This is a genomic window from Streptomyces phaeoluteigriseus (assembly GCF_001896135.2).
Taxonomy (GTDB): Bacteria; Actinomycetota; Actinomycetes; order Streptomycetales; family Streptomycetaceae; genus Streptomyces; species Streptomyces phaeoluteigriseus.
Genome location: NZ_MPOH02000019.1, coordinates 77,241 through 104,179, shown reverse-complemented (window position 1 = coordinate 104,179; position 26,939 = coordinate 77,241). Strand labels below are relative to the sequence as shown.

General features: G+C 71.8%; 24 protein-coding genes and 4 pseudogenes. 16 read left to right on the top strand and 12 right to left on the bottom strand.

Annotation, left to right across the window (positions count from 1 at the left end):
* Window positions 1–100: 100 nt before the first annotated feature.
* Window positions 101–1,108, bottom strand: a complete 1,008-nt coding sequence (locus BM536_RS30055; protein ID WP_094103738.1) for a VldE C-terminal domain-containing protein — start codon at window positions 1,106–1,108, stop codon at window positions 101–103.
* Window positions 1,109–1,202: 94 nt separating this feature from the next.
* Between BM536_RS30055 and dapE the strand changes: the two are divergent.
* Both dapE and BM536_RS30045 read left to right on the top strand, forming a co-directional pair.
* Window positions 1,203–2,281, top strand: a pseudogene (gene dapE / locus BM536_RS30050) (succinyl-diaminopimelate desuccinylase).
* A 113-nt stretch (window positions 2,282–2,394) separates the two neighbouring features.
* On the top strand, window positions 2,395–3,153 hold the full coding sequence (locus tag BM536_RS30045) for an LOG family protein (RefSeq protein WP_073493115.1): 759 nt from the start codon (window positions 2,395–2,397) through the stop codon (window positions 3,151–3,153).
* A gap of 90 nt (window positions 3,154–3,243) precedes the next feature.
* On the opposite strand, the gene folP is transcribed toward BM536_RS30045, so the two are convergent.
* Window positions 3,244–4,104, bottom strand: a complete 861-nt coding sequence (folP, locus tag BM536_RS30040; protein WP_094103737.1) for a dihydropteroate synthase — start codon at window positions 4,102–4,104, stop codon at window positions 3,244–3,246.
* A 131-nt stretch (window positions 4,105–4,235) separates the two neighbouring features.
* On the opposite strand from folP, the gene BM536_RS30035 reads away from it, so the two are divergent.
* Together BM536_RS30035 and BM536_RS30030 are read left to right on the top strand one after the other, a co-directional pair.
* Window positions 4,236–4,586 (top strand): DivIVA domain-containing protein, encoded by a 351-nt coding sequence (locus tag BM536_RS30035; protein ID WP_073493113.1) that lies wholly within the window; start codon window positions 4,236–4,238, stop codon window positions 4,584–4,586.
* Window positions 4,583–5,170, top strand: coding sequence for a DNA-3-methyladenine glycosylase I (locus BM536_RS30030; RefSeq protein WP_073493111.1), 588 nt, complete (start codon window positions 4,583–4,585; stop codon window positions 5,168–5,170). The genes BM536_RS30035 and BM536_RS30030 overlap by 4 nt, the downstream gene beginning before the upstream one ends.
* A 69-nt stretch (window positions 5,171–5,239) precedes the next feature.
* Here BM536_RS30030 and chcB read toward each other — a convergent pair whose 3' ends face one another.
* Complete coding sequence (chcB, locus tag BM536_RS30025; RefSeq protein ID WP_073493110.1) at window positions 5,240–6,031, bottom strand: 2-cyclohexenylcarbonyl CoA isomerase; 792 nt, start codon at window positions 6,029–6,031, stop codon at window positions 5,240–5,242.
* Between the two features lie 365 nt (window positions 6,032–6,396).
* Here chcB and BM536_RS41920 point away from each other — a divergent pair, with 365 nt between their 5' ends.
* Window positions 6,397–6,564, top strand: coding sequence for a DUF3117 domain-containing protein (locus BM536_RS41920; RefSeq protein WP_003966491.1), 168 nt, complete (start codon window positions 6,397–6,399; stop codon window positions 6,562–6,564).
* Between the two features lie 381 nt (window positions 6,565–6,945).
* Here the strand turns inward: BM536_RS41920 and BM536_RS30015 are convergent, their stop codons facing one another.
* On the bottom strand, window positions 6,946–7,644 hold the full coding sequence (locus BM536_RS30015) for an O-methyltransferase (RefSeq protein ID WP_073493106.1): 699 nt from the start codon (window positions 7,642–7,644) through the stop codon (window positions 6,946–6,948).
* Between the two features lie 163 nt (window positions 7,645–7,807).
* On the opposite strand from BM536_RS30015, the gene sigE reads away from it, so the two are divergent.
* The 5 genes from sigE (at window position 7,808) to BM536_RS29990 (ending at window position 13,704) form a co-directional block, all read left to right on the top strand.
* Window positions 7,808–8,590 carry an RNA polymerase sigma factor SigE gene (gene sigE, locus BM536_RS30010; RefSeq protein ID WP_211362976.1) on the top strand — a complete coding sequence of 261 codons (783 nt, stop codon included), beginning with the start codon at window positions 7,808–7,810 and terminating at the stop codon, window positions 8,588–8,590.
* Window positions 8,587–9,549, top strand: coding sequence for an anti-sigma factor family protein (locus BM536_RS30005; RefSeq protein WP_073493102.1), 963 nt, complete (start codon window positions 8,587–8,589; stop codon window positions 9,547–9,549). Before sigE ends, BM536_RS30005 begins: the two co-directional genes overlap by 4 nt.
* Before the next feature lie 1,072 nt (window positions 9,550–10,621).
* Window positions 10,622–12,169 carry a S1C family serine protease gene (locus BM536_RS30000; protein ID WP_245873919.1) on the top strand — a complete coding sequence of 516 codons (1,548 nt, stop codon included), beginning with the start codon at window positions 10,622–10,624 and terminating at the stop codon, window positions 12,167–12,169.
* A gap of 265 nt (window positions 12,170–12,434) precedes the next feature.
* Window positions 12,435–12,866 carry a sec-independent translocase gene (locus tag BM536_RS29995; RefSeq protein ID WP_073493100.1) on the top strand — a complete coding sequence of 144 codons (432 nt, stop codon included), beginning with the start codon at window positions 12,435–12,437 and terminating at the stop codon, window positions 12,864–12,866.
* A gap of 178 nt (window positions 12,867–13,044) precedes the next feature.
* Window positions 13,045–13,704: a hypothetical protein gene (locus BM536_RS29990; protein WP_211362975.1), complete on the top strand. Its 660-nt coding sequence runs from the start codon at window positions 13,045–13,047 to the stop codon at window positions 13,702–13,704.
* Between the two features lie 63 nt (window positions 13,705–13,767).
* Here BM536_RS29990 and BM536_RS29985 read toward each other — a convergent pair whose 3' ends face one another.
* Genes BM536_RS29985 through BM536_RS29975 form a run of 3 tightly spaced genes read right to left on the bottom strand, consistent with a single transcriptional unit; the run spans window position 13,768 to window position 16,805 of the window.
* Entirely contained in the window at window positions 13,768–14,901 is a 1,134-nt protein-coding gene (locus tag BM536_RS29985) for an Mrp/NBP35 family ATP-binding protein (RefSeq protein ID WP_073493096.1), read from the bottom strand.
* 43 nt (window positions 14,902–14,944) lie between these two features.
* A complete protein-coding gene (locus tag BM536_RS29980; protein ID WP_073493094.1) occupies window positions 14,945–15,532 on the bottom strand; it encodes a DUF1003 domain-containing protein in 588 nt (195 codons plus the stop codon).
* A complete protein-coding gene (locus BM536_RS29975) occupies window positions 15,516–16,805 on the bottom strand; it encodes a magnesium transporter MgtE N-terminal domain-containing protein (RefSeq protein WP_073493092.1) in 1,290 nt (429 codons plus the stop codon). Before BM536_RS29975 ends, BM536_RS29980 begins: the two co-directional genes overlap by 17 nt.
* Before the next feature lie 289 nt (window positions 16,806–17,094).
* On the opposite strand from BM536_RS29975, the gene BM536_RS29970 reads away from it, so the two are divergent.
* Complete coding sequence (locus BM536_RS29970; RefSeq protein ID WP_211362998.1) at window positions 17,095–17,802, top strand: hypothetical protein; 708 nt, start codon at window positions 17,095–17,097, stop codon at window positions 17,800–17,802.
* A 4-nt stretch (window positions 17,803–17,806) separates the two neighbouring features.
* Here the strand turns inward: BM536_RS29970 and BM536_RS29965 are convergent, their stop codons facing one another.
* Together BM536_RS29965 and BM536_RS29960 are read right to left on the bottom strand one after the other, a co-directional pair.
* Window positions 17,807–18,334: a hypothetical protein gene (locus BM536_RS29965; protein WP_073493088.1), complete on the bottom strand. Its 528-nt coding sequence runs from the start codon at window positions 18,332–18,334 to the stop codon at window positions 17,807–17,809.
* 25 nt (window positions 18,335–18,359) lie between these two features.
* Window positions 18,360–19,474, bottom strand: a pseudogene (locus BM536_RS29960) (magnesium and cobalt transport protein CorA).
* 493 nt (window positions 19,475–19,967) lie between these two features.
* Here BM536_RS29960 and BM536_RS29955 point away from each other — a divergent pair.
* Window positions 19,968–20,537, top strand: a pseudogene (locus tag BM536_RS29955) (suppressor of fused domain protein); the annotation flags it as partial.
* A gap of 44 nt (window positions 20,538–20,581) precedes the next feature.
* On the opposite strand, the gene BM536_RS29950 reads toward BM536_RS29955, so the two are convergent.
* Entirely contained in the window at window positions 20,582–21,805 is a 1,224-nt protein-coding gene (locus BM536_RS29950) for an MFS transporter (RefSeq protein WP_094103736.1), read from the bottom strand.
* A 159-nt stretch (window positions 21,806–21,964) separates the two neighbouring features.
* Between BM536_RS29950 and BM536_RS29945 the strand changes: the two genes are divergently transcribed.
* The 3 genes and pseudogenes from BM536_RS29945 (at window position 21,965) to BM536_RS29935 (ending at window position 24,371) form a co-directional block, all read left to right on the top strand.
* Window positions 21,965–22,606 (top strand): DUF6758 family protein, encoded by a 642-nt coding sequence (locus tag BM536_RS29945; protein WP_073493085.1) that lies wholly within the window; start codon window positions 21,965–21,967, stop codon window positions 22,604–22,606.
* A gap of 248 nt (window positions 22,607–22,854) precedes the next feature.
* The gene (locus tag BM536_RS29940; protein ID WP_073493083.1) at window positions 22,855–23,712 is read left to right on the top strand and encodes a PHP domain-containing protein; all 858 of its coding nucleotides are present in this window, start codon (window positions 22,855–22,857) and stop codon (window positions 23,710–23,712) included.
* A 54-nt stretch (window positions 23,713–23,766) separates the two neighbouring features.
* Window positions 23,767–24,371, top strand: a pseudogene (locus BM536_RS29935) (MarC family protein).
* Between the two features lie 77 nt (window positions 24,372–24,448).
* On the opposite strand, the gene BM536_RS29930 reads toward BM536_RS29935, so the two are convergent.
* The gene (locus BM536_RS29930) at window positions 24,449–24,601 is read right to left on the bottom strand and encodes a hypothetical protein (protein WP_094103735.1); all 153 of its coding nucleotides are present in this window, start codon (window positions 24,599–24,601) and stop codon (window positions 24,449–24,451) included.
* 242 nt (window positions 24,602–24,843) lie between these two features.
* Here BM536_RS29930 and BM536_RS29925 point away from each other — a divergent pair, with 242 nt between their 5' ends.
* Window positions 24,844–25,740: an NYN domain-containing protein gene (locus BM536_RS29925; RefSeq protein ID WP_073493123.1), complete on the top strand. Its 897-nt coding sequence runs from the start codon at window positions 24,844–24,846 to the stop codon at window positions 25,738–25,740.
* A 261-nt stretch (window positions 25,741–26,001) separates the two neighbouring features.
* Here the strand turns inward: BM536_RS29925 and BM536_RS29920 are convergent, their stop codons facing one another.
* The gene (locus BM536_RS29920; RefSeq protein ID WP_094103734.1) at window positions 26,002–26,880 is read right to left on the bottom strand and encodes an alpha/beta fold hydrolase; all 879 of its coding nucleotides are present in this window, start codon (window positions 26,878–26,880) and stop codon (window positions 26,002–26,004) included.
* Window positions 26,881–26,939 lie beyond the last annotated feature (59 nt).

The window sequence follows — 26,939 nt, the reverse complement described above, 5'->3', positions numbered from 1 at the left end:
GCCCCCAAGGCATTCGCCGCACTCGCCGGTGACGGCGCGCCGACCTGGGCGCACCGCCGTCCGGTGCCCCACGCATTACCCGTCGGAGTGAATACCCGTACTACTGCGCGGTGACGATCCGGACGCTGCCGCGGCCGCTGCCCGCCCCCGCCTCACCGGCGTCCTCCGCGCCGGCCGAGCCGGTGGCCCGCCACGTGCCGGCGGTGGTCCCGGCGACCCACTCCCGGCCGGCGTAGGTGACGCGCTGGATGCGCAGCGCGGAGGCGTTGGCCACCGCCCAGTGTGCGAGCTGCCAGCCGCGCTCGGCGGCATCGCGTCCGTCCGCGGTGGTGTCCTCGGCCACCGGCAGTGTCACGGTCCGCCCGTCGGTCTCGGCGAGCGGCGGATCCGCGTCCGCGGCGGAGGCGGCCTCCTCCCCGCCGACCTCCGCGCCCGCCTGCTGGAGCGCGTCGTGCCCGAAGTCCCGCACGAGGGCGGCGCGGACCGCGTCCGGGCCGGTGGCCGTCGCGGTGGCGGTGGTGGCGTCCGGGCGGCCCCCGCAGGTCAGCGAGGCCGCGGAGGTCCCGGTGAGCGCCGCGGCCAGCAGTGTCGCGTCCGGCTCGTGCTTGGCGTACGCGTCCGGGTAGCCGCTGCGCTGCACCCGCTGCGCGGCGACGGTGAGCGGCAGTTCGGTGTAGTCGGGCACCTTGGCGAGGTGCTCGTAGAAGATGTTCGCCGCGTACGCCGGGTCGGTGACCTCCCGCGGGCTGCCCCAGCCCTGCGAGGGCCGCTGCTGGAAGAGGCCGAGCGAATCCCGGTCGCCGTGGTCGAGGTTGCGCAGCGCCGACTCCTGGAGCGCGGTCGCCAGCGCGATGGTCACGGCCCGCTCCGGCATGTTCCGGTTGGTGCCGACGGCCGCGATCGTGGCCGCGTTCACCGCCTGCTCCGGCGTGAACTCGTACGCCGTCGCGGCCCCGTCGGCGGAAACGACTCTGCACTGGCGGTCCCCGGCACCTCCGGTGACGTACTGGACCACGACATAGCCCGCGACGGCGGACAGGACCACGCATGCCGCCCCGAATCGGAGGAGGCGGCCGCGGCGCTTGGGAGTGGGAGACGGCTCTGGCACGCGTACAAGGTACTGGAGAGTACGGAAACCGGGGAGGCCGGTGTGGAAGGTGGTTCCGGGCGGGACGAGCGGTCGGCGCGTTAGGGTCGACGGCATGGCCGAGACCCCGCTTGACCTCACGCTGGACGCCGCCCTGCTCACCGCGCAGCTCGTCGACTTCCCCTCCGAGAGCGGCACGGAGAAGCCGCTCGCGGACGCGTCGAGACGGCCCTGCGCGCGCTGCCGCACCTGACGGTGGACCGGCACGGCAACAACGTGATCGCCCGCACCCGCCTGGGCCGGCCCGAGCGGGTGGTCCTGGCCGGCCACATCGACACCGTCCCGATCGCCGGCAACGTCCCGTCCCGGCTGGACGCGGACGGCGTCCTGTGGGGCTGCGGCACCTGCGACATGAAGGCGGGCGTCGCCGTCCAGCTCCGCATCGCCGCGACGGTCCCCGCCCCCAACCGGGACCTGACCTTCGTCTTCTACGACAACGAAGAGGTCGCCGCCGACCTCAACGGCCTCAAGCACGTCGCCGAGACCCACCCGGAGTGGCTGGAGGGCGACTTCGCGGTCCTCCTGGAGCCCTCCGACGGCCAGGTCGAGGGCGGCTGCCAGGGCACCCTGCGGGTCCTGCTGAGGACGAGGGGCGAGCGGGCCCACTCGGCGCGCGGCTGGATGGGCTCCAACGCGATCCACGCGGCGGCCCCGATCCTGGCCCGCCTCGCCTCCTACGAGCCGCGCCACCCGGTGATCGACGGCCTGGAGTACCGGGAGGGCCTCAACGCGGTCGGCATCACCGGCGGAGTGGCCGGCAACGTCATCCCCGACGAGTGCGTCGTGACCGTCAACTTCCGTTACGCGCCGGACCGTACGCCCGAGGAGGCCGTCGCCCACGTCCGTGCGGTGTTCGCCGACTGCGGGGTGGAGGAGTTCGTCGTCGACGACCACAGCGGGGCGGCCATGCCCGGCCTCTCGCACCCCGCCGCGGCGGCCTTCATCGAGGCGGTGGGCGGCACCCCGCAGCCCAAGTACGGCTGGACCGACGTGTCCCGCTTCTCGGCGCTCGGCGTACCGGCCGTCAACTACGGCCCCGGCAATCCGCACTTGGCGCACAAGCGGGACGAGCGGGTGGAGACCGCGAAGATTCTGGCGGGGGAGGAGCGGCTGCGGGCCTGGCTGACCGCGTGATCGTGGGGCATCCGTGCTCAGGGGCGCTTGGTGCCGGACACGCCGACGTCCCCCGCCCGTAACCCGCGTAGATCTACGCTGAGGTGGAACGACTGCAAGCGGAGGGAGTTCACATGGCTACAGGCAACCCGGAGGGCAAGCGGCGGCCACCGGAGGAACAGCGCCTGGGACCGGTCCTCCGGAGGCGGGATCAGGTGCAGGCGAGCACCACGGACCAGCGACTGCTGGACGAGCGCGCCCCCTCCGACTGGGTCCACACCGACCCCTGGCGGGTCCTGCGCATCCAGTCCGAGTTCATCGAAGGCTTCGGCACCCTCGCCGAACTCCCCTCCGCCATCAGCGTGTTCGGCTCCGCCCGTACGCCGGTGGACTCCCCGGAGTACGAGGCGGGGGTACGGCTCGGACGCGCGCTGGTCGAGGCCGGCTGGGCGGTGATCACGGGCGGTGGCCCCGGCGCCATGGAGGCGGCCAACAAGGGCGCCTGCGAGGCGGGCGGCGTCTCGGTGGGCCTCGGTATCGAACTGCCCTTCGAGCAGGGGCTCAACCCCTACGTCGACATCGGCCTGAACTTCCGCTACTTCTTCGTCCGCAAGATGATGTTCGTGAAGTACGCGCAGGGCTTCGTCGTCCTGCCCGGCGGCCTCGGCACCCTGGACGAACTCTTCGAGGCCCTCACCCTCGTCCAGACCCAGAAGGTCACCCGCTTCCCGATCGTCCTCTTCGGCACGGAGTACTGGGGCGGCCTGATCGACTGGCTGAGGAACACCCTGATCGCCCAGGGCAAGGCCTCGGAGAAGGACCTCCTCCTCTTCCACGTCACGGACGACGTGGAGGAAGCGGTGGCCCTGGTGTCGAAGGAAGCGGGCCGCTAGCGGCGGTTCTTCCCGGCCGAAGCGAACTCCGGGGGCGGCAGCCCCCGGGTTCGGGACGGGAAGGGGCGGCGCGGCGGGGGCGAGCAGGGACTACGCCAGCCCCCGCCGGGCCACGGCCGGCTCCCGGTACCCGGCGATGGACGCCACCATGTCCAGCACCTGCGCCGTCTCGGCCACCTCGTGCACCCGATACACCCGCGCCCCCAACCACGCCGAGACAGCGGTCGTGGCCAACGTCCCCACCACCCGCTCCTTGACGGGCCGGTCCAACGTCTCCCCGACGAAGTCCTTGTTGGACAGCGACACCAGCACCGGCCACCCCGTCTCCACCATCTCCCCCAGCCGGCGCGTCGCCTCCAGACTGTGCCGGGTGTTCTTCCCGAAGTCGTGCCCGGGATCGATGAGGATCGACTCCCGCGGCACCCCCAGCCCCGCCGCCCGCTCCGCCAGCCCCACGGTCACCCTCAGGATGTCGGCCATGACGTCGTCGTACGTCACCCGGTGCGGCCGCGTCCGGGGCTCCGTGCCGCCCGCGTGCGTGCAGACCAGCCCGACCCCGTACCGCGCCGCGACCTCGGCCAGCCGCGGATCGACCCCGCCCCAGGCGTCGTTCAGTAGATCCGCGCCCGCCTCGCAGACCGCCTCGCCGACCTCGGCCCGCCAGGTGTCCACGCTGATCACGACATCCGGGAAGCGCCGCCGCACCTCGGCCACGAAACCGACCGTGCGCCGCGCCTCCTCCTCGGCCGTGACCTCTTCGCCCGGCCCGGCCTTGACGCCGCCGATGTCGATGATCGCCGCGCCCTCGGCCACCGCCCGCTCCACGCGCGCGAGGGCCGGCTCGTCACGGAAGGTCGCGCCCTGGTCGTAGAAGGAGTCGGGGGTCCGGTTCACGATCGCCATGATCACCGGCTCGTGGGTGCCGAATTCCCGCCTGCCCAGCCTGAGCATCCCCTGTGACCTCTCCTCGTACGTCCCTGACATCCGCCGCCTGCGACCCTAACTGTCACACCCCCATGGCACGATCGGAGCCTGACACATCTGACAACGAGCACTGCGAGCGTGGGGACCCACCGATGGTTATGTTCTTCTTCCTGGTCATCGCCCTCGCCGTCGTGGTGGCCGCGGTGACACTCGCCGTGGTGGGCGGCGGCGAGGGCACCGGTCCGCTGCCGGAGGTCGCGCCCGAGCGGCTGCACGACCCGCTGCCCCCGGACCGCCCCCTCGACCGGGCCGACGTCGACCGCCTCCGCTTCCCGCTCGCGGCCCGCGGCTACCGCATGTCCGACGTCGACGACGCCCTGAACCGCCTCGCCGCCGAACTCGCCGAACGGGACGCCCGTATCGGCGAACTGGAGTCCGCGCTCGCCGTCGCCCGGATGCCCGAGCCGCAGGTCTCCATGGACAAGCCCGTACAGGAGGGCCAGCAGTGAGCGACGGCACCGCCCTCGCCGGCCCGGACGGCGCGCTGCGCTGCCCCTGGGCCCTGTCCACGGCGGACTACGTGACGTACCACGACGAGGAGTGGGGCCGCCCGGTCCACGGCGACGAGGCCCTCTTCGAGCGCCTCAGCCTGGAGGCCTTCCAGTCCGGCCTGTCCTGGATCACGATCCTGCGCCGCCGCGCAGGCTTCCGTACCGCCTTCGCCGACTTCCGGATCGACGCGGTCGCCGCCTTCACCGACGAGGACCGCGCCCGCCTCCTCGCCGACGCCGGCATCATCCGCAACCGCGCCAAGATCGACGCCACGCTCGCCAACGCGCGCGTGCTGGCCGACTGGTCCCCGGGCGAACTCGACGAGCTGATCTGGTCCCACGCCCCGGACGCGGCGACCCGCACGGTCCCCAAGACCCTCGCGGACGTCCCGGCGGTCACCGACGAGTCGACGGCGCTCTCGAAGGCCCTGAAGAAGCGCGGCCTGCGCTTCGTGGGGCCCACGACGGCGTACGCGCTGATGCAGGCGTGCGGGCTGGTCGACGACCACCTGGAGACCTGCGTGTCCCGCGGCGCGGCGTAGGGAGCGGCGCGGGGGCCGTGCTTCGGTCGCTTCGGTCCACGGCCCCTGACACCGCCCGCATCGCCGGGCTCAGCGGCCCAGGTACGTGGGCTTCTCCTTCTTCACGAAAGCCTGCACGGCGATCGCGTGGTCCTGCGACGCCCCCGCCCGGGTCTGCAACTCGTCCTCCTTGTCCAACGTCTCGGTGAGCGAGTGCGAGAGCCCGTACGCGACGGCTTCCTTGATCGCGGCGTAGGCGACCGTCGGCCCGGCGGCCAGTGCACGCGCCACCTTCTCGGCCTCCGCGCGCAGCTCCTCCGCGGGTACGACCCGGTTGGCGATCCCCAGCTCGTACGCCTCCTGCGCCTTGACGTTGCGCGGGAACAGCAGCAGATCGGCGGCGCGCCCGGGACCGATCACCCGGGGCAGGGTCCACGAGACGCCCGAGTCGGCGGTCAGCGCGACCCCCGCGAACGAGGTGTTGAAGGACGCCGTGTCCGCCACGACCCGGTAGTCCGCGGCCAGCGCGAAGCCGAAGCCGGCGCCCGCCGCGACCCCGTTCACCGCGGCCACCACCGGCTTGGGTGCCTCGGTCAGCGCCCGCACGACCGGGTTGTAGTGCTCCTTGACCGTGCTCATGACCTTGCCCGAGCCCTCGGCCAGCAGCCCGATGTGCTCCTTGAGGTCCTGACCCACGCAGAAGGCCCGCTCACCGGCGGCGGTCAGCAGTACGGCCCGTACGGCGTCGTCGGCCGCCGCGGACTCCACCGCCTCCCGCAGGGCGACCTTGGTCGCGATGTTCAGCGCGTTCATCGCCTCCGGGCGGTTCAGGGTGATCGTCGCGAGCCCGTCGCTCACCTCGTAGAGCACGGTGTCGGCCATGGGATGTCCCCTCCGGTGTCGCGGCTGACGTACTGACCAGTACGCAGGTGTCCGAAGGACAGCATGATGGACGCCGTGCGCGCGGGACGTGTGACCTGTGTCAAAGAAATCGGGACGATTTCCGATGCGCGGAGGTCCGTGCGGGCGCGCAGTATCGCAGCCACATCGCCGAATTGAGTGGTTTTGCTCGCGCGCGTTGCTCAAGCGATGCCGACCGATGTTGGTCATCGGGTCCTGCGATGCGGGATAATGGCTGGGAAGCAATGTGTTCGATGCCGGTGTCGTTGGTCCCATGCTGGGCCGCGCCTTGCCCTTCACGGGCCGTCGGCTTTGACGATGAGCTGGTTTCAGGAAGGGGAACGAGCATGGCGGCCATGAAGCCGCGAACGGGCGATGGCCCGCTCGAGGTGACCAAGGAGGGGCGGGGCATCGTCATGCGCGTTCCGCTCGAAGGCGGCGGTCGGCTCGTCGTCGAGCTGACCCCGGATGAGGCCGACGCGCTCGGCGACGCCCTCAAGAAGGTCGTCGGCTGACGCGCAAGCGGCCATACCCCTTCGGTCTCCCCGGCATCCTCAAGGGTGCCGGGGAGACTTTTTTGCCGGGAGCCGGACGGGTATGTGGCGGCGCGTAGCCCGAACGGCGTACCGGGCGGGCGGGGATAGGGCCGGGGCTGGGGCTGGGGCCTGGGCTGGGACAGGGGCTGGGACCGGGGCCGGGGTCGGTGGCAGGGGACCGGCGTCTGCGGCTACGGTCGGGCGGCTCGCGGTCGGGCAGCTCTTGGCCGCACGTGCTCGGCCGCACATCCTTGGCCGTGCGTCCTTGGTCGTGCGTCCTTGGTCGTGCGTGCTCGGCCGAACGGCTCCTGGTCGTGGCCTTCGTTTCCGCTCGCGCGCCTGTCGCTTATCGCTTATCGCTTATCGCTTGACCGCGCAGAGCAGGCCGTCGCCCACCGGCAGCAGCGACGGCACCAGCTCCTGGCTCTCGCGCACCGCACGCAGCAGTTCGCGCACCCGTATGACCTCGGTGGGCTGCGGGCCCGAGTCGATCGTGCGGCCGTTCGCGAAGACGCCCTCGAAGACCACCAGACCCCCCTGCCTCAGCAGGCGCAACGATTCAGCGAGGTAGTCCATGACCTCGAGCCGATCACCGTCGCAGAAGACGAGGTCGTAGCCGGCGTCCGCGAGCCTCGGCAGGACGTCCAGCGCGCGGCCGGGGATGAAGCGGGCCCGGTTGCTGGCGAACCCGCAGGCCCGAAAGGCCTGCCGGGCGAACTGCTGGTGCTCAGGTTCGGGGTCGACGGTCGTCAGGACGCCGTCCGGGCGCATGCCGTGCAGCAGGTGGATCCCCGACACGCCGGTACCGGTACCGATCTCCGCGACGGACTTCGCGTCCACGGTGGCGGCGAGCAACCGCAGCGCGGCGCCCGTGCTGGGCGACACCGAGCGCAGCCCCGCGTCGCGGGCCCGGTCACGGGCCCAGCGCAGCGCTTCGTCCTCGGCGACATAGGCGTCGGCGAACGCCCAGCTCGTCTGCCGGTTGCCGGTAATGACCCTCTCCTGTCCCCGTGGTTGCCTGGGCGTGACTGTATCCGTTGGTGCCGGGAACCCGCAGATGGGACCGCGCGTTTGAAGGGGTGTGACGGACTACGGGGGGACACGGTTGGATCACGGCGACGGACGGGAGGCCCAGCAAGTGCTGACGCAGCCGTATGAGCCGTATCAGCCCAGATCAAATTCTCGTAAAACCGCTTATCCGGAGCTAACGGGCGAGGTGGCTATGGTAGGGGCTCCGCTGGACACCACCAGAGCCGACAGGGGAGGTGCGGCTGCACCTGTGGATCGGGGAGGACCGCTGCGGCGTTTTCTCGGTTCGGCAGGCAGGCCCAAATCCGTGAACGACACCGCTGACCACAGCCACGCCGCCGGCCCTGGCGCCGGCCCCGCCCAGACCGCGACCTTCTCCACCGACGCGGACGGGCAGGCGTGGACTCCGCCCACGTGGGAGGAGATCGTCAGCCTGCACAGCGGCCGTGTGTACCGGCTCGCCTACCGCCTGACCGGCAACCAGCACGATGCCGAGGACCTCACCCAGGAGGTCTTCGTCCGCGTCTTCCGCTCGCTCTCCACCTATACGCCGGGCACCTTCGAGGGCTGGCTGCACCGCATCACCACCAACCTCTTCCTGGACATGGTCCGCCGAAAGCAGCGCATCCGCTTCGACTCGCTCGGCGACGACGCGGCCGAGCGGCTGGCCAGCAAGGAGCCCAGCCCGCAGCAGGTCTTCAACGACGCCCACTTCGACGCGGACGTCCAGCAGGCCCTCGACACCCTCGCGCCCGAGTTCCGCGCCGCGGTTGTCCTGTGCGACATCGAAGGCCTGTCGTACGAGGAGATCGCCGCGACCCTCGGCGTCAAGCTGGGCACGGTCCGCTCGCGTATCCACCGCGGCCGTTCGCAGCTGCGCAAGGCACTGGCCCACCGCTCGCCCGAGGCGCGCTCCGAGCGTCGCTCCTTCGTGGCCCGTGTCCCCGCTCTGGGGGGAGGGGGCGCGACCGCGTGAGTGCAACTCGTCCCACCCCGGCCGAGCAGCACCTCGGCGACCGGCTCTCCGCCCTCGTGGACGGCGAGCTGGGTCATGACACCCGCGAGCGCGTGCTGGCGCACCTGGCGACCTGCTCCAAATGCAAGGCGGAGGTCGACGCACAGCGCCGACTGAAGAACGTCTTCGCTGAAGTGGCCCCGCCCGCCCCCTCCGAAAGCTTCCTGGCGCGCCTTCAGGGGCTGCCCGGCGGAGGTGCCCCCGACGACGACGGCCTGCCGCCGCTCGGCGGAGGTTTCGGCGACAGATTCGGGGCTCGCCCCGGAGCGTCCGGAGTCTTCGGAGGGAAGCGGGACGAGCCGTTCGAGTTCGGTTACGTCCCCGCGCGTGACCACGGCTCCGTGCTCTCGCCCGCCGCCGAGCGCGGCTTCCGCATCCACCCCGTCGGCCGGTCCGACGCCGAGCGCTCGCGCGGGCTGCGGTTCGCCTTCGTCGCCGCCGGCGCGGTGTCGCTGGCCGCGATCGCCCTGGGCGGCATGAACACCGGCGTGCCGGCGGACACGGAGGCCCGTGGCGGCTCCGGCACGGGCAGCAATGTGACACCGGCCCGCACGCCCGGCGGCGGCGCCGCGACGAACCCCGAGAGCCAGCGCCGCCGTGGCGTCGGCCCCCTGATCGCGCAGGGCGGGCAGATGCTCGGCGAGACCCCGGTCGCCCCGACCCAGGTCTCGGCCCCGCTGCTGCCCGGAGTACCGGCCCCGCCGGCCGGCCACCCCGAGCATGCCCTGCACCGGCTGACCACACCCGTGATGGCCGGCGCGGCCGCCATGTCCCCTCTGATACGCCCGCTCGGCACCACCCCACCGGTCTCGCTGACCTCCTGGACCACCAACCCGGAGATCACCGGCCCCGGCCTGCTCGCCGCACCCGTCCCCGACGTCACCTCCGCCCCCACCCCGTCCCCGTACCAGGCCCGCTGAACCGCGAACCTGGTTGAATCAGGGTGAACCGCGCCCATGCGGCGCGGGGCGGAGTGCGAGCCTGAGCGCGGGGAGAGCATGAACGAGGGCAAGCCCACAGAAAGCCCTGCCGGGCGGGCGAACGGGGACGAGACAGGCACGCCCGCACGGGAAACCATTCCCGAGGGCGGCTCGATCGGGCGGGCGGCCGATGAGCGGCCGGACGGTCCTGGGTGGGACGTCTTGCCCGAGGGGAGTTCTGTCGGGCGGGCGGCCGATGAGCGGTCGAGCATGCCTGGGCTGGACGCGTTTCCCGAGGGCAGCTCTGTCGGGCGGGTGGACGAAGAGCGGCCGGGCGAGCGTGTGCAGGACGCGGTCCCTGAGGGAAGTGGTCCTGCCGGGCTGGCAGGCGCCGAGCAGCCGGGCCCGCCGGCGCGGGGCGCGGTCCCCGAGGGCGACTTCGAACTGGCCCGTCCCGAAGGCGCCGCCGATCTGGCCCGTCCCGAAAGGGCTGACGGTCCGGCCCGTCCCGAAGGGGGCGTCGGTCCGGTCGTCACCGAGGCCGATCCCGCGCAGTCGGCTTCGGGGGAGGCGGCCGAGTCGGCCGATGGCGCGCTCCGGCCTCCCACTGGGGACCAGGCCGGGTCACCGCAGTCGGCGACCCCGTGTCCCAGCCCTCTGCCGTCACCGACCGGCCCAAGCCCCTGCACGACCCCGACCGCTACAGCACCCCGCCCTACGGCGAGCCCGGCCCCTGGGCGCCCGCACCGCCCGTCCAGCACCCGGCAGCGCCACCGCCCTCCGCCACAGCCGCCTCCGGGGCGACGGCGCCGACACCCGGCGTCGCCGACGTACGAGGTCCGGGCGCTCCCGAGATGCCCTCCCTCGCTCCCGGCGTCCTTGGTGCGTCCGCGTTCGACGCGGTCCCGGGCGCCTCTGGCATGCCCGCTCCCGTCGGCCCCGGTGTGCCGGCCTTCGACGCGCCCTGGGTGCCCCCCGCCGTGGCGGCTCCCGAGGTGCCTCCGCTCGTTCCTCCCTCGCTCCCGGCGTCCGTGGTGCGTCCGTGTTCGACGCGGTCCCGGGCGCCTCTGGCATGCCCGCTCCCGTCGGCCCCGGTGTGCCGGTTTTCGAGGCGTCCTCGGGTGCCCCCGCCGTGGCGGCTCCCGAAATGCCGTCGCTCGCTCCCGGCGTCGCTGGCCCGCCCGCTTTCGACGCGCCCCCGGCCGCCTCCGGTACGCCCGCCCTCGCCGCCCCCGGCGCGGCGGCCCTCGAGGCGTTCTCGCCCGTGCCGGGTGCTGTTGCCGTCCCGGAGTCAGGCGTGCCAGGTGGGCCCGCAGTGGTGGGTCCCGAGAAGCCCCCGTTCGCAACCGGCGTTCCCGTTCCTGCCGCGCCCGTCTCCCACGCGCCCCCGGCGGCCCCCGAAGCCGCTTCCGACCCCTGGGGCCGCTACGACCCCTGGGCGGCCGTTCCGCTCGGGGCCGGGCCGCTTCAGCACACCGGGGGCGCTGTCCTCAGCGTGGAGCAGCGGCGTAGGCGCGGGCGTCGTGGGCTGGTCGGTGGGGCCCTGTTGCTGGCTCTGGTCTCCGGGGGCGTCGGTGGCGGCGTCGGGGTCCATCTGGAGCGGAACGGCGGGGTGGGGGCGGTGGAGCTGCCGCAGGCCCCCGCCGAGCCGGGCGGGCGGGACGCGGACAGCGTCGCCGGGATCGCCGCCCGTGCCCTGCCCAGCGTCGTCACGCTGCACGTCAGCGGCAGCGAGGAGGCCGGCACCGGCACCGGCTTCGTGCTCGACACGAGGGGGCACATCCTCACCAACAGCCACGTCGTCGAGCCCGCCGGGTCCGACGGCGAGATATCCGTGGTCTTCAACGGCGGCCAGACCGCCGAGGCCGAGGTCGTCGGCAAGGACAGCGGCTACGACCTCGCGGTGGTGAAGGTGACCGGCGTGCGGGGCATGAGGCCCCTGCCCCTCGGCAACTCCGACAACGTGCGGGTCGGCGACCCGGTCGTCGCCATCGGCGCCCCCTTCGACCTGGCGGGCACGGTCACCTCCGGCATCATCAGCGCCAAGGAGCGGCCCATCACCGCCGGCGGCGAGAGCGGCGACGGAAGCGACGTGTCGTACGTGGACGCCCTGCAGACCGACGCGCCCATCAACCCCGGCAACTCCGGCGGCCCCCTCCTCGACACGCAGGGCCAGGTCATCGGCATCAACTCGGCCATCCGGTCCGCCGTGGACGGCACCGACTCCGACGGCGCCCAGGCCGGTTCGATCGGCCTGGGCTTCGCCATCCCGGTCAACCAGGGCAAGCGGGTCGCCGAGGAACTGATCAACACGGGCAGGGCGACCCACCCGGTCATCGGCGTGATCCTCGACATGGACTATTCCGGCGACGGCGCCCGAGTCGGCACCGAGGACAGCGGCGGGAGCGCTCCGGTGACCGCGGGCGGCCCCGGCGACAAGGCCGGCATCCGGCCGGGAGACGTCATCACCGCGGTCGACGGCCGGCGCGTCCACTCCGGTGAGGAACTGATCGTCAAGACCCGCGCCCACCGCCCCGGCGACCGCCTGGAGCTGACCGTCGAACGAGACGGGAAGGAACGCACCCTCTCCCTGGTGCTCGGCTCCTCGGACAGCAGCTGAACCGGCCCGCCGACGGACAGCGGCCGAACCGGCCCGCCGATCGACAGGAACCTCACATCCCGGACGCCGATGCCCAGGTCGCCCGGGCGGGCGACGCGGAGAACGGGTCGTCCGCAACCACCCGGACACCTCGGGACGGTACCGGTCGGACAGGTGTGACAGGTACCGTGGACCCGGCCCGGACCATGGACGACCCGCACTGGCGACCGAGGGCCGCAGAGGGCCACCGAGGACCGCGGACCGCGGACATCGCAAGGAGCTTCAGGTGTTCAATGACATAGGACCGCTCGAGCTGGCGACGATCATTGTCCTGGCCGTGCTCGTCTTCGGTCCGGACAAGCTCCCGAAGGTCATCCAGGACGTGATGCGCACGGTCCGGAAGATCCGTGAGTTCTCGGAGAGCGCCAAGCAGGACATCCGGCAGGAACTCGGCCCGGAGTTCAAGGACTTCGAGTTCGAGGATCTCAACCCCAAGACCTTCATCCGCAAGCAGATGGACAACGAGGACCTGGGGCTGAAGGAGATCCGCAACGGCTTCGACCTGAAGAAGGAGATGGCCGAGGTCACGGACGCCGTCCACAGCCGCGCCCAGGAGTCCTCCTCGTCCGCCGCGTCCGGTGACCGTATCGACATGACGAAGAAGCCGGAGGAGCCGGGCAAGGAAGACCGCCCGCCCTTCGACGCGGACGCCACCTGAGCCTCCCGCGCCCCCCGATGTGAGGGGCGCACGCCCCACGCGCCGGGCGGCTTCCCCGCAGTCACGAGCGGGGTGGCTATGCTGCCTGGTTGTTGTGCGGGCCGTACCCGGAAGGGCAACGCCGCCCGAAGGGGGACGGGCCGTACGGTCCGGCGAGAACGAGGAGGCGTCCGGGGACATGGAGACGACTAGTCGGGCAGTCGTACAGGCGTCGGCCGCGGAGGGCGGACAACAGGTCCCCTCCGCCCGGCGCACGGTCGACGGTTACCTGGAGGCGCCCTTCCCGTGGTACGGCCTCGACGAGGCCTTCACGGGACCGCGCTGGCTGATGCAGGTCGGCACGGCGGCCGACGGTGCCGTCGAGCACGGTTCGATCGGGCACGGAGACGAGCCGTCCGTGCGGCACGAGACGGCGGGTGAGGACCGCGGGAAGTTCGCGGTCGTCGTGACCGTCGCCGCGAACCCCGTACGGCGCAGCGCGGACGGCACGGGCCTGCTGGAGGCCACCTCGGTGTCCTCGGCGGCCTGGCTGGCGGGTGTGGGGCTGCTGTCCTTCACCTGGCCGGGCCAGATGGACCACAGCCTGCGTGACGACTGGCTGGAGCAGCAGACCGAGACGGCGTGGGTGCTGGCCGACGATCTGTCCGGCGCGGACTGGTCCACGCTGTCCCTGCCGGTCGACGGTGTGCCGACGCCCTTCCACTACCGCGAGTCCGAGTTCGGCTGGGTGCTGGCCGGCTCGACGCAGGCGGGGGTGCACGTGGGGGCGTACGGGAGGGGCATGAGCGCGTACGGCCTCGGCTTCGCCGTGATCAAGGACATCGCCGAGTACGAGTAGCGGCGGTGACGGCAACGGGGGCGCCGGTCCTGACGGACGGCGCCCCCGTTGCCGTACGACGGGTCAGAACTTGTTCTTCGGGGTGATGCCCAGGGAGAGGCCCGACAGACCGCGCTGGCGGCCGCCCAGCTTGCCCGCGATGGCGCGCAGGGCGGCACCCGCCGGGGAGTCCGGGTCGGTGAGGACGACCGGCTTGCCCTCGTCGCCGCCTTCGCGGAGGCGGACGTCGATGGGGATGGAGCCGAGGACCGGCACCGAGGCGCCCGTGGTGCGGGTCAGGCCGTCCGCGACGGACTGGCCGCCGCCGGAGCCGAACACGTCGACCATCTCGCCGCAGTGCGGGCAGGGCAGCCCGGACATGTTCTCGACGACACCGACGATCTTCTGGTGGGTCTGGACGGCGATGGAGCCCGCCCGCTCGGCCACCTCGGCCGCCGCCTGCTGGGGTGTGGTGACGACCAGGATCTCCGCGTTCGGGACCAGCTGGGCCACCGAGATCGCGATGTCGCCGGTGCCCGGCGGGAGGTCCAGCAGCAGGACGTCCAGGTCGCCCCAGTACACGTCGGCCAGGAACTGCTGGAGCGCGCGGTGGAGCATCGGGCCGCGCCATACGACCGGCGCGTTGCCCGGGGTGAACATGCCGATCGAGATGACCTTCACGCCGTGCGCCGACGGCGGCATGATCATGTTCTCGACCTGGGTGGGACGGCCGTCCGCGCCTAGCATGCGCGGCACGCTGTGGCCGTAGATGTCGGCGTCGACGACGCCCACCTTCAGGCCGTCGGCCGCCATCGCCGCCGCCAGGTTCACCGTCACCGACGACTTGCCGACGCCGCCCTTGCCGGACGCGACCGCGTACACGCGCGTGAGCGAGCCCGGCTTGGCGAAGGGCACCTCGCGCTCGGTCTGGCCGCCGCGCAGCGCGGTCGCCAGCTCCTTGCGCTGCTCGTCGCTCATCACGTCCAGGGTCACGTCGACCCGCGTGACACCGTCGACCGCGGCGACCGCATCGGTGACGCGCTGGGTGATCGTCTCGCGCATCGGGCAGCCGGACACCGTCAGGTAGACGGCGACCGCGACCGCTCCGTCCGCCCCGATGTCCACCGACTTGACCATCCCGAGTTCGGTGATGGGGCGGTTGATCTCGGGGTCGTTCACCGTCGCCAGTGCTTCACGCACCGCGTCTTCCGTAGCCATGAGGTCGATGGTACGGCGCTTCGCGGGGGCGTCGGGATGCCCGTCAGCGGTCGTCTACGTCACGTCCCCGCGACCGTTCCGCCGGGAATACGACGTGGCCGTCCCGCAGCCCCTCCAGCTCCTTCACCATGTCCTGGAGTTCGGAGCGGATCCAGTCCCGGGTGGCGACCTCGCCGAGCCCGATCCGCAGGGCGGCGATCTCCCGGGTCAGGTACTCGGTGTCCGCGATGGACCGCTCGTTCTGCTTGCGGTCCTGCTCCAGGTTGACCCGGTCGCGGTCGTCCTGCCGGTTCTGCGCGAGCAGGATCAGCGGGGCCGCGTAGGAGGCCTGGAGCGACAGCATGAACGTCAGGAAGATGAAGGGGTAGTTGTCGAAGCGCAGGTCGCGTGGGGCGAAGGAGTTCCACAGCACCCACACGATGATGACGATCGTCATCCAGACGATGAACCGTCCGGTGCCCAGGAACCGGGCGATGCGCTCCGAGAGCCGCCCGAAGGCCTCCGGGTCCCACTCGGGCAGGATCCGGCGCCGGGGCAGGCGCGGCTGGTCCAGCCGGACGCGGGGACGGGCCGACGCCGTGGCGCCGGCCGGGGACCGCTCGGAGCGGGTGAGGTCACGCTCGGGAGCCATCGGGCACCTCCCCCTCGACCAGGTGGAACTCCGTCTCCCGCCAGTCCTCGGGCAGCATGTGGTCCAGCACGTCGTCCACGGTCACCGCGCCGAGCAGCGAGCCCGCCTCGTCGACGACGGGCGCCGCGACCATGTCGTACGTCGCGAAGAACCCGGCGACCACGGGCAGTGTCGCGCCCGGCGAGAGGGTCTGGAGGTCGTCGTCGAGGATGGAGCTGACCAGCGTGTACGGGGGGTCGCGCAGCAGCCGCTGGAAGTGGACCGTGCCCAGGTACTTGCCGGTCGGCGTCTCGTCGGGCGGCCGGCAGACGTAGACCTGGGCGGCGAGCGCGGGGGAGAGGTCGGCGTTGCGGACCCGGGCGAGGGCGTCGGCGACGGTCGCGTCGGGCCGCAGCACGATCGGCTCGGTCGTCATCAGACCGCCCGCCGTGTGCTCCTCGTACGCCATCAGGCGGCGCATGTCGGCGGCGTCGTCGGGCTCCATCAGGCTCAGCAGCCGCTCCTTGTCCTCCTCGGGCAGCTCGGAGAGCAGGTCGGCCGCGTCGTCGGGGTCCATGGCCTCCAGGACGTCCGCGGCGCGCTCCTCCTTCAGCTTGCCGAGGATCTCGATCTGGTCGTCCTCCGGCAGTTCCTCCAGCACGTCGGCGAGCCGGTCGTCGTCGAGGGCGGCGGCCACCTCCGCGCGGCGCTTGGCGGACAGGTGGTGCAGGACGTTCGCCAGGTCGGCCGGGCGCAGCTGCTCGAACGTGGCCAGGAGGCTCTCCGCGCCCTGCCCGTGCTCCTCCAGGGAGAAGCCGGTCACCGACGACCACTCCACGGTCAGCTTCTCGCCCCTGCCGCGCCGGAAGGCGCCCGACTTCCTGCCCTTCTGCACGAAGATCCGGTCGATCTCCCAGTCCCGGCGGGCCGGCAACTGCCGTACGGACAGGTCGAGGACGGTGACCTCCTCGCCGGTCTCGGCGAGCGTGACGCGCCGGTCGAGCAGCTCCCCGAAGACGAGCCGCTCGGTGGGCCGCTGTTCGAAGCGGCGGACGTTCAGGACGCCGGTGCTGAGGACCTGGCCGGACTCGATGCTGGTCACCCGGGTCATGGGCAGGAAGACGCGGCGCCGGTTGGTCAGTTCGACGACCAGTCCGAGCAGCCTCGGCGGCTTGCGTCCGACCCGCAGCATGACGACCAGGTCGCGGACCCGCCCCACGGTGTCGCCGTTGGGGTCGAACACGGCGACTCCGGCGAGGTGGGAGACGAAGATCCGGGGGGCGCCCGCTGCCATGTCCGGACCTCCTTCTCGTACGCGCTCGTACGGGGTGTGCGCTGTCCTGTTCCCCGCGGTGTTGCGGGTGAGGTTCTTTTCCCAATTGCCCGCTCGTGCGGGCTTCAGGCTAGCCCGTCCCGATCGGGTACGCCCTGGTGAGCGGTCCGGACGGACTGGCTCCGTTCGCCCTCCGGGACCCCGGTACGCTGCGGTACGCCGTTCAGGAGTCCCCCGCAGAAAGGCAGCCCCCTCTGTGACTGCGATCGCCCAGGGCCGTACCCGTCGACGGGCCGCGCTGGTGAGCGCGATGTGCGCGCTGGCCGTGACGGGCCTGGGGCTCACCGGGTGCGGCAGCGAGGACCCGGACGCGGGGACGAACGGGGTCGGCAAACTGACCGCCGACAAGATCCAGGCGAAGGCACAGGCGGCCGCCGCGGCGGTGGACGCGGTGCGGCTGTCGGGGACCGTGGTCGCCGGCGGGAAGTCGTACAAGCTCGACATGAGCCTGAAGTCGGACGGCGCCACGGGATCGGTCACCGCCGACGGCACCGCGTTCCACCTGCTGCGGGTCGACGAGGAGCTGTTCCTCAAGGCGGACGCCGCGTTCTGGAAGCACGAGGACGGCAAGGGCGACGACGCCGGCTCCGACACCGCTGCCGCGGGCAAACTGGACGACAAGTACGTGAAGGTGCCGACCGGTGATCCCTCGTACAAGAAGTTCAGCGGGTTCACGGACAAGGACCTCCTTCTCGACAGTGTGCTGACACTGCACGGTTCGCTGGACAAGGACGGGCACCACGAGCAGGCCGGGGTGCGCACCATCCGCATCACGGGTGACGGGGGCTCCGGCGGCACGCTGGACGTGTCCCTGGAGGGCAAGCCCTACCCGCTGCGCCTGGTGCGCGCGGGCGGGGCGGGCACGCTGACCTTCTCCGCCTGGGGCAAGGACTTCACCCTGGAGGAGCCGGCGAAGGGCGAGACCGTGGACTACGGCAAGGAACTGCCGACGTCGTGACCGGCTACGCGCGCGTGCCCTTCTTCCGTTTCTTCTTCAGCAGCAGCCTCGGCAGGCCCGCGGGGGCCGGCTGACGGGTGGTCGCCGGGGACGGCACCGGCGGCGCCGCCAGGTTCCCGTCGGGCAGCGGCGACGTACCGCCGGTCGGCTCCAGCCGGATCACCCGGCACTCGCGCGCCCAGCGTCCGGTCATCGCCTCGCCGTCGGGCGCGTTCAGCCGCTTGCCCTTGAGGTCGGCGACGGCCGCCTCCCACGCCTCGGTGCCGGGGGCGAGCTGCACGACCCGCGCGGTCCAGGTGACCAGCCGGCCGCCCTTGTCCTTGCTGCGGACGGTCACCTCGGCCGTCGCACCGTCGGCCAGTCCCGGCAGTGGCTGCTCGCCGGGACCGTCGCCGACCAGAGCGGCCGCGCCCTCGTGCCACACGTGCCACAGCGCCCGCGCCGTGCGTTCACCGGCCGCCTCGACCCAGATGAGGCCGGACTTCTTGGTGGCCTCCTCGACGAGGGCCGGATCGAGCAGCTCGCGTGTCATGGGGACCACCCTATCCAGGCGGTACTCACAGCCAGCCGTTGCGCTTCAGCGTGCGGTGGATGCCCACACAGAGCGCCACCGTCACCGACATCATCACGGGGTAGCCGTACCGCCAGTGCAGCTCCGGCATGTGGTCGAAGTTCATGCCGTAGACCCCGCAGACCATCGTCGGTACGGCGATGATGGCCGCCCAGGACGTGATCTTGCGCATGTCCTCGTTCTGCGCGACGGACGCCTGCGCGAGGTTGGCCTGGAGGATCGAGTTGAGCAGTTCGTCGAAGCCGATGACCTGTTCCTGGACCCGGGCGAGGTGGTCGGCCACATCGCGGAAGTACTTCTGGATGTCGGGGTCGATCAGCCGCATCGGCCGCTCGCTCAGCAGTTGCATCGGCCGCAGCAGCGGCGACACGGCCCGCTTGAACTCGAGTACCTCGCGCTTGAGTTGGTAGATCCGGCCGGCGTCGGTGCCGCGCGGGCTGCCCTTGCGGCCCGGCGAGAACACCTCCGTCTCGACCTCGTCGATGTCGTCCTGCACGGCGTCGGCCACCGCGATGTAGCCGTCGACGACATGGTCGGCGATCGCGTGCAGCACCGCCGAGGGGCCCTTGTCGAGCAACTCCGGGTCGTCCTGGAGGCGGTGGCGCAGCGCGCGCAACGAGCCCTGGCCGCCGTGCCGGACGGTGATGAAGAAGTCCTTCCCGGTGAAGCACATGACCTCGCCGGTCTCCACGACCTCGCTGTTGGCGTCGAACTGGTCGTGCTCGACGTAGTGGATGGTCTTGAAGACGGTGAACAGGGAGTCGTCGTAGCGCTCCAGCTTGGGGCGCTGGTGGGCCTGGACCGCGTCCTCCACGGCCAGCGGGTGCAGCCCGAACTCCCGGGCGATACCCGCGAACTCGCTCTCCGTCGGCTCGTGGAGTCCGATCCACACGAAGCCGCCGTCGCGGCGCACCAGGCGCATCGCCTCGTGCGGGGTCAGCGGCGTCGCCGTCTCGACGCGGGCGCGTCGCGGTAGACGGCGCAGTCGACGACGGCCGAGGGGGTGGCGGGGTCGCGAGTGGTGTCGTACGCGCCGCTCTCCTTGCGCAGGGAGGGGCGGGACGGGCGGACCACGGCACGCAGGTCGCGGATCATCGACATGGCAGGCTCCTTCGCGACAGGCAACGAAAGGCGCCGACGACGGATGGAACTACCCGGAATGGGGACGTCCTGACTGCGGATGTTTGGCACGTCCACAAAGCGGGGAGCACCGCACCGTCGCGGTGGCGGGTTTCGCTACTGATTCAGCTACTGCTTCAGATCAGACGGATCGCGCGGACCGAAGAGGTCAGGGGGATCCGGTACAACGAAACGAAGTGCTCTTCCGAGTGTGAACGCGAACGCGAGAGGCGGCGGTCGGCCGGAGCCCCAGAGCTACATCAGCGGCGGGAAGAGCGAGTGGTACTGCACGGTCGACTTCGATCCATGACAGCCCCACCTCCTCCAGCCGGTCCCCCGTAAGGGAATACCTTCGGCGTCGGGGCTTGATCGCGACGCTTCTGCGTGCTGCCCCGAACCACCGGCCCAGGGTATCAGCCGACCGAAGTGTCAAGGTGCTGCTTCGCCCGGTACTGGCGAGTTCTATGCTCGCGGCATGGCAGATGTTCTTCCTCTGGTCGAGGCCCGGTTGCGCAGCGCGTTGGGCGAGCCGGACGCCCGCGCCGCGGTCACCTTCCTGGGTACGGACCGCATCGAGGTTCTGCGCTTCCAGGAGGGCGACATCGTCCGCTACACGACCCTCGGCATGTCCGCGCAGCCGATGAGCGACCCCACCGCGATGCTCGCCGACCCGGTCAAGGGCCCGCGCGCCGAGCTGGTCCTGTCCGTGCGCGCCGGCCTCGCCGACACCGACAAGGTGCTCCGGCCGCTCGCCGTGCTCGCCGCTTCCCCGCAGGTCGAGGGCGTGGTCGTGGCACCCGGCGCCTCCCTGGACGTCGGTGAACCCCTGTGGCCCGGCGCCCCGTTCACCTCCGTACTGGTCGCCGAACCCGGCGGTCTGATCGAGGACCTGGACCTGGACGAGCCCCTCGACCCGGTCCACTTCCTGCCGCTGCTGCCGATGACCCCCAACGAGGCCGCCTGGAAGCGCGTGCACGGCGCCCAGGCCCTCCAGGAGCGCTGGCTGACGCACGGGACGGACCTGCGGGATCCGTCCCGCAGGTCGTCCCGCTGGAGTGACCGAACTCACCGATCGACGGCCGGATCCGGTCAGTTGGCGAACACGGTGACCCCGTCCTCGGTCGCGTGCCGCGGCTCCGGCTCCGCCGCTTCGTGGGTGAGCGCCCGGCGCCGTACGACGACCACGGCCGCGCCGAGCACCGCGGTGACCGCCGCGACGACGAACGGGACGTGGATGTCGGTCCACTCCTCGATCCTCGGTGCGAAGAACGGCGCGGCGGCCGCGGCGAACCAGCGCACGAAGTTGTAGCCGGCGCTCGCGACCGGCCGCGGGGCGTCCGACACGCCCAGGGCCAGCTCGGTGTACACGGTGTTGTTCACACCGATGAAGGCGCCGGACAGGATCGTGCACACCACGGCGGTGGCGTGGCCGCCGTAGCCGAGGACCAGGACGTCGGCGGCGAGCAGCAGCAGTGAGCCGCCGAGCACCTTCAGCGAGCCGAACCGCCTCTGGAGCCGCGGGGCCACCAGGACCGAGAAGACGGCGAGCAGCAGGCCCCAGGCGAAGAACACCGCGCCCGACCTGTAGGGCGTCATGTCCAGCACGAAGGGCGTGAAGGCTAGCACGGTGAAGAACGTGTAGTTGTAGCAGAACGCCGAGACCGCCGCCGACGCCAGACCGCCGTGGCCGAGCGCCTTGAGCGGGTCCAGCAGCGAGGTCCTGAGGGCCGGCTTCGGCTGCTCCTTCAGGAACGCGGTGATGCACAGGAAGCCGATCGCCATCAGCACCGCGGTGCCGAAGAAGGGGTAGCGCCAGCTGGCGTCCCCGAGCAGCGCGCCGAGCAGGGGCCCGCACGCCATGCCGAGGCCCAGGGCGGACTCGTACAGCAGGACCGCCGCCGCGCTCCCTCCCGCCGCCGCGCCGACGATCACCGCTAGGGCGGTGGAGACGAACAGCGCGTTGCCCAGGCCCCAGCCGGCCCGGTACCCGACGAGCTGTCCGACGGTGTCGGAGGTGCCGGCCAGGCCCGCGAAGACGACGACGAGGGCGAGGCCGAGCAGCAGGGTCCGGCGGCCGCCGATCCGGCTGGAGACGAAGCCGGTCACCAGCATCGCGAAGGCGGTGATCAGGAAGTACGAGGTGAAGAGGAGCGAGACCTGGCCGGCCGTGGCGTCCAGACCCTGGGCGATGGACGGCAGGATCGGGTCGACGAGTCCGATGCCCATGAAGGCGACGACGGACGCGCCGGCCGTCACCCAGACGGCCCTGGGCTGCCGCAGAAGGCCACCGGCTCCCGCATCGAAGGGGTCCATGCTTGCTCCCGTCCCGAACAGGTAGTTGGCTTTTACATAAACTATGTTAGCCAAGCTAACTAGTGCAGGATACATCTATAAGGCTTCGTTGCACCGGGTTCCGCCCGGACGGGTGATCGTCCTTGACGTGGGCCGGATCGGGTAGGACCGTGGGGCTCTATGAGGGGCGAACCCAGTTGCCCGAAGTGTGGTGGCCGGGTCAGGGCTCCCGGCCTCTTCTCCGATTCCTGGCAGTGCGATGCGCATGGGGCCGTGTATCCGCTCCAGCCCGTGATCCCGCCCAGCGTCGAGGCCCTCAGCGTCGTCGTGCACCGTACCCAGGTGCCGGTGTGGATGCCGTGGCCGCTGCCGGTCGGCTGGCTGTTCACGGGCGTGACCTACGCCGGTGACGACCGCGGCGGCGGTCGCGCCAGCGCCGTCGCGTGCACGGGCCCCGGCCCGCTCGGCGGCATGGGGGAGCTGATCCTCGTGGCCGAGGAGCTGGGCGTCGGACTCGGCGCGCGCTACGCCGGGATGGACGGCCCCGACCCCGGCCCGCACATGAACGTCGAGAAGCCGCCCCAGGCCAAGGTCCTCGCCGCCGGCCGCCCCACCCCGCTCTGGCTGGTCAACGGCGCCCCCGACGACCGCGCGGTCTTCGCGGGCGAGGCGCGGGGGCTGTGGCTGTGGGCGGTCGTCTGGCCCGAGCAGTCGGGGCTGCTGATGTACGACGAACTGGTGCTGACCGACCTGCGGGACGCGGGGGCGGAGGTCGAACTGGTGCCGTGCGGGGCGCTGTCGCCGCGGTTGCTGGAGCCGTAGGGGCGTCGTCCCCGGTGTGAGGCTTCGATGCGGGCGCGGGTGCCGGGATATCGGGGTGCAGGGTGCTCGGGTGTTGGGGTACCGGGGTGCCCTGGGCGTCCGGGTGCCGGGGTGTAGGGGTCGCTCGGGGTGTAGGGGGCGCTCGGAGTGTAGGGGTCGCTCCCCTGGTTCGGGTGTGACAGGGAGGTCCGGAAATCCGGTTATCCTTGAGCGTCCCCGTCCGCCCGTCACCGCTTGGAGCCCGCGTCGTGCGCATCGATCTGCACTGCCACTCCACGGCTTCCGACGGTACGGACACCCCGGCCGAGCTGGTGCGCAACGCCGCCGCCGCCGGACTGGACGTCGTCGCGCTGACCGACCACGACAGCACCCGTGGGTACGCCGAGGCGATCGCCGCGCTGCCGAGCGGGCTGACACTCGTCACCGGGGCCGAACTGTCCTGCCGTGTCGACGGCATCAGCATGCACATGCTGGCCTACCTCTTCGACCCCGACGAGCCCGCCCTGCTCGCCGAGCGCGAGCTGGTGCGTGACGACCGGGTGCCGCGGGCGCGCGGGATGGTCGCCCGGCTCAACGAGCTGGGTGTCCCCGTCACCTGGGAGCAGGTCGCGCGGATCGCGGGGGAGGGCTCGGTCGGGCGTCCGCACGTCGCCACCGCGCTCGTCGAACTCGGCGTCGTGCCGACCGTGAGCGACGCGTTCACCCAGGACTGGCTGTCCGACGGGGGCCGGGCCTACGTCGAGAAGCACGAGACCGACCCCTTCGAAGCGATCCGGCTGGTCAAGGCGGCGGGCGGGGTCACCGTCTTCGCCCACCCGGCCGCGAGCAAGCGGGGCCGGACGGTGCCGGAGTCCGCGATCGCCGAACTGGCCGCCGCGGGCCTCGACGGCATCGAGGTCGACCACATGGACCACGACGACGACACCCGCGCGCGGCTGCGCGGGCTCGCCGCGGACCTGGGGCTCCTGGTGACCGGGTCGAGCGACTATCACGGCAGCCGCAAGACGTGCGTGCTCGGCGAGTACACGACGGACCCCGAGGTCTACGGGGAGATCACCCGGCGTGCGACCGGCGCGTTCCCGGTGCCGGGGACCGGCGGAGCCTGAGGCTCACCCCCGACCCGCCACCCTTCACCCACTTTCCGCAAGGCTCCCGTACTGATGTTCGACGTCGCCGTCTTCGGCTCCCTCTTCCTCACCCTCTTCGTCATCATGGATCCCCCCGGGATCACCCCGATCTTCCTCGCGCTGACCTCGGGGCGCCCGCCAAGGTGCAGAAGCGGATGGCCTTCCAGGCCGTCTGCGTGGCCGGCGCCGTCATCACCGTCTTCGGGCTCCTCGGCCACCAGATCCTGAACTACCTGCACGTCTCCGTGCCCGCGCTGATGATCGCGGGCGGGCTGCTGCTCCTGCTGATCGCCCTCGACCTGCTGACCGGCAAGACCGACGAGCCCAAGCAGACGAAGGACGTCAACGTGGCGCTGGTCCCGCTCGGCATGCCCCTGCTGGCCGGTCCCGGTGCGATCGTGTCCGTCATCCTGGCTGTGCAGAAGGCCGACAGCGCGGCCACGCAGGTGTCGGTGTGGACGGCCATCCTCGCCATCCATGTCGTGCTGTGGGTGGTGATGCGCTACTCGCTGCTCATCATCCGGGTCATCAAGGACGGCGGCGTGGTCCTCGTGACGCGCCTCGCGGGCATGATGCTCTCCGCCATCGCCGTGCAGCAGATCATCAACGGCGTCACGCAGGTGATCCAGGCGGCCTGAGCCCTTCCGGTACGCGCAGAGCCCCTCACGGCGTCGTGCCGTGGGGGGCTCTGAAGTCTGTGTGAGGACCCGTGGTGTTACGAGGCCGAGGCGTCGGCCGGACGGATCCACAGCCGCTGCCCGATGGCGGCGGCCTGCTGAACGATCCGGTTGACGGAGGCGGCGTCCACGACGGTGCTGTCCACGGGGGTGCCGTCGACGTCGTCGAGTCGCATGATTTCGAAGCGCATGGGCTTCTCCCTTCGTCTGGTCATCCTCCTGAGGAGAATTGCTGTACGTGAAGAGTCAACGGGATGCGTGTTACAAACATTCCCTACGCTAAAGAAATTTTTCGAACGTCTAACTACTAACCGGTAAGGGAGCCCGCCATGCCGGCCGGCGACAGGCAGTCCGCCGTGGTCGGCGCGTGAGCTTGCGGAGACCGAACGGGACCGGTTGTGTTCGCAGCGTGACCGCCGGGACAATGGGCGCGATGAACGACGACCTCGCGGCCCTCGCCGCCCGCATCGACCGCACGAACGAGCTGCTCACCCGCATGCTCGCCGAGGTGGCGAAGACACCCTCGACCCATGCGATCTTCGTCGACGCGGGGTACCTCTACGCGGCGGCGGGCCGGCTGCTCACCGGGACCGAGGACCGCCGGGCCTTCGACCTCGACGCCGAGGGCCTGATCGACGCGCTCATCGACCGCGCGCGCACGATCTTCGCGGACAGCCGGCTGCTGCGCGTCTACTGGTACGACGGCGCCCGCCGCCGCATCCACACCTCCGAACAGCAGACCATCGCCGAACTCCCCGACGTCAAGGTCCGGCTGGGCAACCTGAACGCCAACAACCAGCAGAAGGGCGTCGACTCCCTGATCCGCAGTGACCTGGAGTCCCTCGCCCGGCACCGCGCCATCAGCGACGCGGCGCTGCTGGGCGGCGACGAGGACCTGGTCTCGGCCGTGGAGGCCGCGCAGGGGTACGGCGCCCGCGTCCACCTCTGGGGCATCGAGGCCCCCGAAGGCCGCAACCAGGCGGAACCCCTGCTGTGGGAGGTCGACAGCCAGCGCACCCTCGACCTCGACTTCTTCAAACCGTACGTCTCCCGGCGCACCGCCCAGACCTACGAACCGGCCGGCGCGGCCCGGCCCACCCGTGACGACGTCCGCTTCATCGGCGCGCAGATCGCGGCGAAGTGGCTGGCGGCGCGCGGCCGGGAAGCCCTCGTGGAACTGCTGCCCGGCCACCCCTACCTGCCGGGCTCCGTCGACCAGGACCTGCTGGTGGAGGCGGAGGGCATGCTCCAGTACTCGCTGCGCGGCCAGTCGGACCTCAGACGGGCGCTGCGGGACGGGTTCTGGGAGCACTTGCAGACGCAGTACTAGCCGGACCGGCTGGTCCGAGTCGGGCTGCCTGCGCGCGGTTGATCCACGTGTGGGTGGTCCGGGTTCGGTTGATCGGTGTTCGCTGGCCTGCGCCGGCTTGTTCGCTGGCCTGCGCGCGGCTGGCCTGCGCGCGGCTGGGTCCCGTGCGCCTGGTCTGCGTCCGGCCGATCCGTGTCCGGCAGGGCCGTGTGCGGCTCCGGTCTGCGTCCGGCAGGGCCGTGTCCGGCAAGGTCGTGTCCGGCGGGCCGTATGCGGCTCTGGTCAGTCCCCGTCCGGGCGGATCTTGTCCCAGAAGTCGGCGAGCGCGTGGGCCGTCGGCAGGGGCTGGTCCAGGTTGGGGGAGTGCTCGGCGCCCGCCACGACCGTCCGGTGGGCGCCCAGGTCCATCGCCATGTCGTCCAGGAGGGCCACCGGCCAGGTGTCGTCGCGCGCCCCCGACAGGACGTGGAACGGCAACGGCACGGCGGCGAGTTCCGCGACACGGTTCGGCTCGGTCAGCAACTGGCGTCCGGTGGCCAGGAGTTGGGCGGGCTTGTGATTCACCCAGCGCTGCCGCAGCAGCGCCGGTTCGCCGAACCCGCGCGCCGGACCGCCGACTTCCTCCGGCGGGCCCATCGCCAGGATGGCCTCCCACACCTCGGGCATCGTCATCAGCGCGAGCGCGTCGTGCAGCAACTGCACGCGCTGCCGCTGCGACTCGGAGATCTGCGCCGGGCCCGACGCGACGAGCGTGAACGAGAGGAAGGGGGAGTGGTCGATCAGGACGGCGGCCCGGGCGATCTGACCGCCCAGCGAGTGCCCCGCCAGGTGCACGGGGGTGCCGAGCGCCTCCGCCTGCGCGAGCACGTCCCGCGCCAACTCCTCACGCGCGTACGGCGCTTCGTCGAACGCGGGACCGTCGCTCTGGTTCTGCCCGCGCCCGTCCACGGCGACCGTGCGGTACCCGCGCGCCGCGAGCGGCTCGTGCAGCAGGTGGAAGTCCTCCTTGCTGCCGGTGAACCCGGGCAGCAGCATCGCCACGCCCCGCGGCACCACACCGTCGGCCACGGGCGAGTCGACGACGGCGAACTCACCGCGCGCGGTCCGCAAGGGGTACGCGCGAGCGCCTGGGGGCGGAGTGAAGGCGGGCGGGATCGTCACACGCCGAGGCTACCGGGCCAGGCCGACGGGCCCGCGCGGAGGGGCCGTCGAGGGAACGG